Source organism: Acidimicrobiia bacterium (genome assembly GCA_040902765.1).
Lineage (GTDB): Bacteria > Actinomycetota > Acidimicrobiia > Spongiisociales > UBA11373 > DATKBG01.
The window spans coordinates 62,462-71,173 of the sequence record JBBDWO010000029.1; the positions used below are offsets into that span (position 1 = coordinate 62,462).

Annotated in this window: 8 protein-coding genes; 3 read left to right on the forward strand and 5 right to left on the reverse strand. The window is 66.1% G+C overall.

The window, feature by feature from the left end; translation table 11 throughout:
• Positions 1-74: 74 nt before the first annotated feature.
• The 3 genes from WEA29_09140 to WEA29_09150 form a co-directional block, all read right to left on the reverse strand.
• Entirely contained in the window at positions 75-1,787 is a 1,713-nt protein-coding gene (locus WEA29_09140; GenBank protein MEX2323917.1) for an ATP-binding protein, read from the reverse strand.
• On the reverse strand, positions 1,784-2,719 hold the full coding sequence (locus WEA29_09145; GenBank protein ID MEX2323918.1) for a hypothetical protein: 936 nt from the start codon (positions 2,717-2,719) through the stop codon (positions 1,784-1,786). Before WEA29_09145 ends, WEA29_09140 begins: the two co-directional genes overlap by 4 nt.
• Before the next feature lie 103 nt (positions 2,720-2,822).
• Positions 2,823-3,428 carry a class I SAM-dependent methyltransferase gene (locus WEA29_09150; protein MEX2323919.1) on the reverse strand — a complete coding sequence of 202 codons (606 nt, stop codon included), beginning with the start codon at positions 3,426-3,428 and terminating at the stop codon, positions 2,823-2,825.
• Positions 3,429-3,553: 125 nt separating this feature from the next.
• Here WEA29_09150 and WEA29_09155 point away from each other — a divergent pair, with 125 nt between their 5' ends.
• On the forward strand, positions 3,554-3,679 hold the full coding sequence (locus tag WEA29_09155; protein ID MEX2323920.1) for a hypothetical protein: 126 nt from the start codon (positions 3,554-3,556) through the stop codon (positions 3,677-3,679).
• Between the two features lie 97 nt (positions 3,680-3,776).
• Here the strand turns inward: WEA29_09155 and WEA29_09160 are convergent, their stop codons facing one another.
• Positions 3,777-4,754, reverse strand: coding sequence for a nucleotidyl transferase AbiEii/AbiGii toxin family protein (locus WEA29_09160; GenBank protein MEX2323921.1), 978 nt, complete (start codon positions 4,752-4,754; stop codon positions 3,777-3,779).
• 773 nt (positions 4,755-5,527) lie between these two features.
• Between WEA29_09160 and WEA29_09165 the strand changes: the two genes are divergently transcribed.
• Positions 5,528-6,871, forward strand: a complete 1,344-nt coding sequence (locus tag WEA29_09165; GenBank protein MEX2323922.1) for an MFS transporter — start codon at positions 5,528-5,530, stop codon at positions 6,869-6,871.
• Between the two features lie 74 nt (positions 6,872-6,945).
• On the opposite strand, the gene WEA29_09170 is transcribed toward WEA29_09165, so the two are convergent.
• Positions 6,946-7,731: an alpha/beta hydrolase gene (locus tag WEA29_09170; GenBank protein ID MEX2323923.1), complete on the reverse strand. Its 786-nt coding sequence runs from the start codon at positions 7,729-7,731 to the stop codon at positions 6,946-6,948.
• Between the two features lie 36 nt (positions 7,732-7,767).
• Here WEA29_09170 and WEA29_09175 point away from each other — a divergent pair, with 36 nt between their 5' ends.
• Positions 7,768-8,565 carry a lamin tail domain-containing protein gene (locus WEA29_09175; GenBank protein MEX2323924.1) on the forward strand — a complete coding sequence of 266 codons (798 nt, stop codon included), beginning with the start codon at positions 7,768-7,770 and terminating at the stop codon, positions 8,563-8,565.
• Positions 8,566-8,712 lie beyond the last annotated feature (147 nt).

The following is an 8,712-nucleotide window of genomic DNA, read 5'->3' on the forward strand; positions in this document are numbered from 1 at the left end:
GACCGCAGACGGCAGAAAAACAATCGCTCACGGCATCTGCTTTCTGCCATCTGCTCTCTGCAATCTGGGCGAGCTCATGCGAGCCCTACGAACGGATCGTCGCCGGAGTCGTCGACCTCCTCCTTGCGGGTCGCCCACGGTGGGAAGGGGAAGTCCACTACCAGGGGGACCGGGATCGCCGGTTGGGACACGACCATGGTGCCGGGCTTGAGCAGCCGGGCCCGGGCCCGGGTGGAGGGCAGCATCCATCCGTACTCCGACCTCTCGGCCTCGGCGGCATCGAGACGGCCGGTGACCCGCACGGCGGCGTTCTCCAGCACCTCCGGCGCCACCCGTGACGCCGTCTGCTGGGCGCCGACGAGCAGTACCCCCAGTGAGCGACCGCGCTGGGCGATGTCGATGAGCATGTCCTTGATCGGGCTCGATCCTTCACGGGGCGCGTACTTGTTGAGCTCGTCGAGGACGACCACCGACAATGGGAACCGCTGGCCGCTGCGTTCCTTCTCCCCGAAGGTCTCGGCGAGCAGCGCTCCGACGACGAACCGCTGGCCGAGATCGTGGAGCGACTGGATGCCGACGACCGTCACCTGGGACTGTGACCGGTCGATTCGGCGGCTGTCACCCGCCTGGATGAGGTGGCCGAGACGGATCACCGCAGCCTGCATGCGGCGCATGAAGGCGGACACCGTGCCGCCCTGGACCCGACCGGTCCAACGGGGATCTGGTTCGCCGTCGGGGGGGTCGAGGAATTCCTCCAGCGCCAGGAACAGGCTGTCGAGGTCGGTGATGACCCGCTCGCCCTTGTGCGGGTTGACCATTGCCCCATGACCATGCCCCTCAGACGGGTCACGCAGGACGATGGCGCCGGGCTGTCCGGCGACGTCGACGGCGAACCGCCGCAGCTGCGCCTCGACGCGCTCGGCGACGAAGGAGATCTGGTTGCGGGTGTCGGAAGCGTCGGTGAACACGAACCGCAGCAGGCCCTCGTTGACGAACTCGCGGGGGGTCCAGGCGAACACCGATACGTCCTGGCGGCCGGCGATGTCGGCCACCATGACGTCGCCCGACCGCGGCTTCGGTGGCGCCCACAGCGACACCGAAGGGAAGGGCTCTGGGGTGACCCCCAGCACGCCCCACGCCCGGGCGGCATCCGCCGAGAAGTCCTTGTTGCCCTTGTCCAGCCACAGCAGGTCCTCGCCCTTGACGTTGAAGACGAGTACCCGCAGGTTCTTGCCGGCGTCGCCGACGATGTCGCGGCGCCCCGTGAGCATCCTCAGGAAGAACAGGGCGAACGAGGTCTTGGTGGCGACCCCCGAGATACCCGATATCGACATGTGGCCGCCCTTGCGTCCGTCGAAGAAGTCGACGTCGACGTACACCGGCAGGCCGTCGCGGCCGAGGCCCACGGGTAGCGGCCGGCCCATCTCGTCGGCGTAGAGCGCCTTCTCCCGGGCCTCGCCGGTGGCCCTCGCCACGGCACCTCCCGGATCCGGCGACACCCACAGCTCGGGATCGACCCGGATGACGGCGATCTGTGCCGAACGCACCTTCGCCGCCGGCATGCTCCCCTCCTCGGCGATGCGAAAGGTGTCGGACTCGTAGGTGGCGCCCTCGAAGATCGCCTCGACCTCGGTGACCACCCCGTAGGTGTCGACGGTCCCGGCTCCGGGCACGTCGGTGCGAGTCACCACGAGGTCATCGAGCTGCAGGTACTCGCCGTCGGCGATCGCCACCCGGAACTCACGGGTGTTGGCGTGTTGGTTGCCGAGAACCCGTCCGACGTTCATGCGGCCGCCGCCAGGGCCGATCGCAGCGACCGCAGCACCAAGCCGGCGTCACCGAGCAGATGGCGAAGATGCCTTTCCAAAGCGCCGATCGGCACGAGGTTCTGTGGTGCCCGCGGATCGATGTGAGGTTCGGAACCGACCGTAGGAAGGACGGCGGCGCAGCGATCGGCGATCATCGACACCCGTTCCCGGTCCAACCCGGCAGAGGCTTCGCAGCGGACGATGCCCGCCCACGAGTGGCCGGCCCCGCGTTCGGCGAGCCGCAGGTACCAGGAGTAGCGGCGGTAGCCGCCCTCCCCGATCGTGAACAGGGGGCTGCGGTGCCCCGCCGGCAACAGACCGACGATGCCGGCCTCGTCACCGGTGAGGTAGGTACGGCGATGGCTCTTCACGTAGCCGATCTTGTCCCCTGGGGCGTACTCGTAGAGGGGGCCGTCGGCGACGACGAACAGCCCGTCGCCGGCGAGCTGTTCGGCGAGCCGCGCCTCGGCGCGGCGCATCGCATCGTGCACGGCGCTGATCAGTGACGCAGGATCGTCGTCGGGGACCGAGATCGGTGTGTACACCAGGCCACCCTCCAACGGAGGCAAACCCGGAGCCTGCCCGGATCCGAGGACCGCCACCCGCCCGACGGTGGCGTCGACCACGTCGCTGCGCGGCACCCGGCGGTCCCAGATGACCGCCCCGACACCGTAGGAGGCACACAGGCCGGCAACCGGGCCGGTGTCAGCGTCCAGGAGCAGTCGAGCGTCGATGCGGCGCACGCCGTCGACGAAGGCGACACGCTCCACCCCGTCATCCGCACCGGGGATGGGCTCCCACGGTCGATCCTCCACGGTCACGTCCACCGACCCCTCGGCGGGGGTCAGCTGATCGTCGTGCTCGACCGCGGCGCCGTACTCGGGAGCCCAGCCTTCCACGTGGAGTCGCATGGGTCGGAGGGTAGTGAGCAGGGGTGACGCAAAGGCTCAGCGGCCTCCGACCGCTTCGGGTACTTGGTACTTGGTACCTGGTACACGAGTTCGAGATGCCCGGTCATGCATCGACCCAGGAGAAGGCTGCGGTCGGGGCTCCTACCAGGCGGTGGTCGACGACCTCTAGGCCGATGTCCTTGAGAAAGCTGGCGACGTCAAACGGGCGCTCGTTGCGGCTGCGGCTGCCGTAGGCGCCGAGGACGAAGCGTCCACCGGGAGCGACGAATTGGTCGAGGAGTCTCCGTACGAAGGCCTCGAGGTAGTCGGCGGGCACGCAGTCCCAGATGGTGTACACCACGTCGTATCGTCGGGGTGGCTCCCAATCCCAGGCGTTACCGACGTGCAGATTGTCGGCGAATGCCGGGAGACGCTTCCGAGCGCGTGCGACGAGCTCCTCGCCGATGTCCACCCCGTGGGGAACGATGGCGTACCCATCCTCGGCGGCCCATGCCACCAGGCACTCGAGCAGGTACCCGTTGGCGCAGCCGACGTCGAGCAAGTCCGCGTCACGATCCACCGCGTCCAGGATGGGCCGCCGTTCAGCCTCCCACCGCTCCGGACCCCCATGGAAACCGGATCCGACGATGGGGTCCTCCGCCGCCAGGTAGTGCCGCTCCAGCTCCCGCAGCTCGGCGATGAACTCAGGAGGCAGCGAGGTGTCTGGCATGGACGCAAGCTAACGCCTGCAGGCTGCAGCTGACTCGTACCAAGTACCAAAGACCAAATACCAAGTACCAAATACCAAGTACCTCGACCCGGTAGCGTTACCCAACTGACTCACGGAGGCACCGAATGCAAAGCGGCTGTTTCGCCTGCGACGTAGTCCTGGAGGCCGACCACTCAGAGGCGGTCGCCGACCTGTTCATCGCCCACGCCGCCAAGGCGCACGAGTGGGACAATCTTGAAAGCGGCCCATGAGGTAAGTCGCGGGACTGTTCCCCGATTACAGGTGAACGTGAGTCATGACGATTCGGCCGAGACCTTCGCGATTCCTAGCGTGACCAACGGTCTGCCCTCAGAGGAGTTCGCCCTGCTGCACGACTCGCCCCACGATGGCCTCCCAGGAAGGTAGTGAATCGGTCCCGAAGTAGAGCTGGGGCATTGTTTCCTCGTAGGCGGCTCGCAGTCGCTGCGAGACATCCGAGTCCAGCGCGAACGCAAGACTCTGCGCGAACCCATCTTCCGGGCGTACCTCAAAGGGCTGTCCTGTCTTCGCAAAGTGTGCGGCGGTGATCTCCGCGACCTCATCCATGATTTGTTCGACCTGATTTCGGTCGGCAAGGAAATCAAGTACTCGTGCGTCGGCGAGTAGCTCGTGGATGTCATAGAAGTGTCGACCTACGCGTCGATTGGCCGCGAGTCCTGGGTTGGATCCGATGTGCATCGCTTCAGCGTGTATCCCTGCCAGCTTCTCGAGCAGCGTTCGACCGGGATGAAGGACCACAAGCTCGAAGGGCTCCAAATCTGGGAACTCAGCGAGGTCTGTGCCTGCTTGGGCGAGCTCACTTCCAAGGAGGCTGCTGCACATCACCCGCCCAGAAGGTTCGGAGCCACCGCGGGTCCCCATCTCAAGGAGAACACTGGTCTGGATCAGGTCAGTGGCCTCACGGAGAGCCGGGTAGTCGATTTCGTAGGAACGATGCCGGCCCGTCTCGGCACTTCCGACAGAAGTTGCGGTGCCGCCGATGCCTTCCGCCGCGTCGGCGGACATAGCCTTCATCAGCTTGTCGGTTGCGCCTCGGCCTCGGTCGCCAGGAAGCACGAGGATGTCGATGTCCTCAGAGAATCGCTGGATCAGTCCGTAGCCCTTGGACAGACTGGTCCCTCCCTTCAGGATGAAGTCACCGGCGAACTCGGATTCCAGCACGCTTAGGACCTCGCTCACCCAGTAGTCCTTCTCGACCGCGGTGGCGCTGATTCCTATTCGTTCGGCTGCAGCATCGATGGTCGGCCCGAACTCGGGCAGGTCGCGAAAGTGCGGCGAATCGGTCATTGTCAGAGCCCGAAGGCGAGGTCATCGCGTGCCAGTGGACTGCGGGCTCTCGGGACACTCTCGGCTTCGTCAGACCGGTTTAGAGCGGTGAGGAGCTTGCGCAGCCGCTCGCGGACACGGGGCGGCTCGGTCGTTGAAGCGCGAACGATTCGATCGACTCGAACCGTCCCGTCGCGGGCGAGGGCTTCGACTCGGTCCAAAGCCTCGGCGAGAGGGACTTCGACGAGACCCTCCCAATCGCGCAGGGTTTCAAGCAACGCTACTTCAGCCGGGCGAAGACGCTCGTCGCGGCGTCTCGCGCTGGCATTACGGCTGACGAACTCGACGCCTCGGGCCTTTCTTGGGACTCGTCCTGGTATTGCCATCGTCTCGATGCGAGGGACCTGTGTAGTGAGTCCAAGCATGAGTGCTGCACTCAGCGAGGCCGGTCCCACTCCGGGCTCCTCGACAACTTCCTTAACGAGACGCTCAGTCGGGGGTGGGGCCATCCCCAGTCGCGTCTCTGCGCCCCGCCAATAGAGACCTCGACGGACACGACGCAGCTCGCCCGAGCGCGTCAGACGAGAGAGGGCCTTTGCTACCGCCTCCGGCGATCCAGCGAAATCGTCTGGCCGCCAGAACCGGTTGCGAGATCGGAGAACCTTCTCTCGGACATCAGCAGCGACGCTACTCGTACTCATGGTGGACATCATAGCACTTTGTCGGTAACGCGTTACGCGAAGTTGACGTTTCTACGTCAAGCAGGAGCGTCACCCGCTAGCGTCGTCGCCGGCATGGTGAAGAACGATCGGCGAACGATCTTCGGCTGGGCGATGTACGACTGGGCCAACTCGGCGTACAGCACCACCACCCTCGCCGTGCTCTTTCCGGCGCTGTTGGTCGATGAGATCGTGCCCGAGGAGGGCTACCGGCTCTTCGGACTGCTCGTCGACGGCGAGCAGCTGGGTGCGCTGCTCATCGGCTTCGGCGCGCTCGTCGTGTTCCTGGTCAGCCCCATCCTCGGCGCCATCGCCGACTTCTCGGCGACCAAGAAGCGCTTCCTCCAGGTCTTCGCCTACACCGGCGCCACGTTCGCCATCCTGATGTACTTCATCGATCAGGGCGACGTCGCCCTGGCGATCGTCCTCTTCCTGCTCGCCCAGAGCGGCTTCGTGGCCAGCATCGTCTTCTACGACGGGTACCTGCCCGACATCTCCACCCCCGACACCATCGACCGGGTGTCGTCGAGGGGCTTCGCCCTCGGCTACGCCGGCGGCGGACTCAACTTCCTCCTCGTCCTCATCCTGTTGCTCATGCACGAGACCTTCGGTCTCACCGAGGTCGAGGCGGCCCGCATCGGCATGGCGTTCGCCGGGCTGTGGTGGATGGGTTTTTCGGTGTTCGCCTTCAGCCGACTGGAGGAGACCGGTGTCAAGCAACCGTTGCCCGCCAGTTACGCCCGCACCTGGAAGCCCGCCGCCTACACCGCGGTGGGGTTCCGGCGGACCATCGAGACCACCAAGCGCCTGCGGAAGTTCAAGGACCTGCTCAAGTACGTCCTCGCCTTCATCCTCTACAACGACGGGGTCCAGACGGTGATCGCCATCGCCCCGTTCTATGCCAAGGAGACGCTCGACCTGTCCACGACGACACTCGCCCTGGGCATCCTGCTCGTCCAGATCGTCGCCGTCGGCGGGGCGTTCACGTTCGGGCGGATCGCCGGTCGGATCGGCACCAAGACCGCCATCCTGATCTCGATCGGGCTGTGGTCGACGATCCTCACCTGGGCCTACTTCGTGCCTGCTGGGCAGGCGGTGCCGTTCTACGCCCTGGCCGCCCTGATCGGTTTGGTCCTCGGTGGCACCCAGGCCCTGAGTCGGAGCCTCTATGGATCGATGATCCCCGAGGAGGCGTCGGCCGAGTTCTTCGGGTTCTTCTCGGTGTTCGAGAAGTTCTCGGCCATCATCGGACCGTTCATCTTCTTCGCGGTGAACACGATCACCGGCTCGTCCCGCGGCGCCGTGCTGTCGCTCATCGCCTTCTTCGTGATCGGCGGAGTCATCCTGAGCCGGGTCGACGTGGAGAAGGCGCGCGCCTCGAGGCTCGTTTGGAGCTTCGACGGGGCGGAAGTGAGGTAACGCTTAACGCTCAACGCTTAACGCAAGAAGCGTCCGGCGTTGAGCGTTGAGCGTTGGCGTCCTACGCGTCAACCTCAAACACTGTCCAAGAAGCCTCGTAACGCCTCGGTCGTCTCTTGCGGCTTTTCGATGCTGGGCAGGTGGCTCGCACCATCGATCACCACCGCGGTGGCGTTGGGGATGGTGTCGGTCATGAGGGCCTGGTCCTCGGCCGACATGAGGCGGTCGTCGGCCCCGCTCATCACCAGCGTGGGCACCGAGATCGTGCTCAGCATCCCGGTTCGGTCGCTTCGGTCCCGCATGCCGCGCAGGGAGGCCACGATCGTCTCGTACGGCGTGGCCTCGACCATGGTCCGCAGGCGGGCGGCGGCATCAGGAGATGGTGGTTCGGTGAGCAGCGCCCCCACGAGATTCGAAGCCAGGATGGCCCGGCCGTCGGTGAGGAGCCCGGCGATGCCAGCGTCCCGTTTGGCTCGCGCCGCTTCGCCGTCCGCGCCGGCGCGAGTGTCCATGAGCACCATCGACCGAAACACCTGGGGGGCGAGCTCCCACAGGGCGAGGGCCACGTAGCCGCCCATCGAGAGCCCCACCACATTCACCCGTTCGACCTCGAGGTGATCGACGAGCGCTACGAGGTCCCCGGCGAACCGCCGCATCGGAATCGTCGTCTCGGTGGTGCGGTCGGACATGCCGTAGCCGCGGAGATCGGGGGCGATGCAACGATGACGGTTCCGCATTCCCGCGACCTGATCGAGCCAGACGGTGTGGTCCAGCGGGAACCCGTGGATGAACAGCACCGCGGGGCCATCGCCTTCGTCCCGCACGAACAGCCGGGTATCACCGATGTCGACGATCGACATGCCCACCTCCTCGGAAGGTGAGGGTACCGTCGCCCGATGATCCGGCGGACAACCGTCCTCGTAGCCCTTGCGGTGATCACCGCCTCGTGCGCCCCCGCAGATGCGAGCCGCGACGCGGCCGTACCCGAGGCGGTACTAGACGGCGACTCGCTCACGGTGAGGATCTCCGGCGAGGACGATGAACTGCGCCTCCTCGGGATCAACGCCCCCGAGCGTGACGAGTGCTGGGCCGACGAAGCCCGCGCCGCGCTCGCCGACGCCATCGACGGTGCTGCCCTCGTCATCGAGGGTGACAAACGCGACCGGTTCGGCCGACGGCTCGGCTATCTGTCCGCCGACGGCACCGACGTTGCGGGGTTGTTGATCCACGACGGCCACGCCATCGCCATGTCGTCAGCGCACCCGCGTCGCGACGACTACATCGACCTCGAGTGGCGGGCGTTCACCGCCGAGCGTGGCATGTGGGCACGCGACGCCTGCGGGCCACCGCTCCCGGCGCATGGTGTCGCCGTGCTCGACGTCGAGTACGACGCACCCGGCCCCGACGGGGACAACCCGAACGGCGAGTGGGTGAGGATCATCAACCGTGGCGACGCCACCGAACTCACCGACTGGGGGGTCCGCGATGAGTCGTCGGTACACCGCTACCGATTCCCTGACGCCTTCGTCATCGCCGCTGGCGCTGAAGTCCGCATCCTCTCGGGATGTGGAGTCGACACCCCCGAAACCCTCCACTGGTGTGCGGACGGTCCCGTCTGGAACAACGGCGGCGACTCGGCCATGCTCATCGACCCGCTCGGCAACGTTGTGTCGTGGTTTCGGTACTTTCCTTGAGAGCGGTCCTGGAGGTCCACTCTTGAAGGTCTACGGGGCCAACTTCGCCAGGTACCAAGTACTTGGAGGGCGCGCGAATAGGGTGCGGCCCTTTCTGACTCTCCTCCCCCGACGGGGGAGGTGGCAGCGGCCGAAGGCCGATGACGG

Excerpts from the sequence above, each read along its gene's own strand:
- WEA29_09175 (MEX2323924.1), top strand. The coding sequence starts at position 7,768 with ATGATCCGGCGGACAACCGTCCTCGTAGCCCTTGCGGTGATCACCGCC.
- WEA29_09155 (MEX2323920.1), top strand. The coding sequence starts at position 3,554 with ATGCAAAGCGGCTGTTTCGCCTGCGACGTAGTCCTGGAGGCCGACCAC.
- WEA29_09145 (MEX2323918.1), bottom strand. The coding sequence starts at position 2,719 with ATGCGACTCCACGTGGAAGGCTGGGCTCCCGAGTACGGCGCCGCGGTC.
- WEA29_09140 (MEX2323917.1), bottom strand. The coding sequence starts at position 1,787 with ATGAACGTCGGACGGGTTCTCGGCAACCAACACGCCAACACCCGTGAG.
- WEA29_09160 (MEX2323921.1), bottom strand. The coding sequence starts at position 4,754 with ATGACCGATTCGCCGCACTTTCGCGACCTGCCCGAGTTCGGGCCGACC.
- WEA29_09165 (MEX2323922.1), top strand. The coding sequence starts at position 5,528 with ATGGTGAAGAACGATCGGCGAACGATCTTCGGCTGGGCGATGTACGAC.
- WEA29_09150 (MEX2323919.1), bottom strand. The coding sequence starts at position 3,428 with ATGCCAGACACCTCGCTGCCTCCTGAGTTCATCGCCGAGCTGCGGGAG.
- WEA29_09170 (MEX2323923.1), bottom strand. The coding sequence starts at position 7,731 with ATGTCGATCGTCGACATCGGTGATACCCGGCTGTTCGTGCGGGACGAA.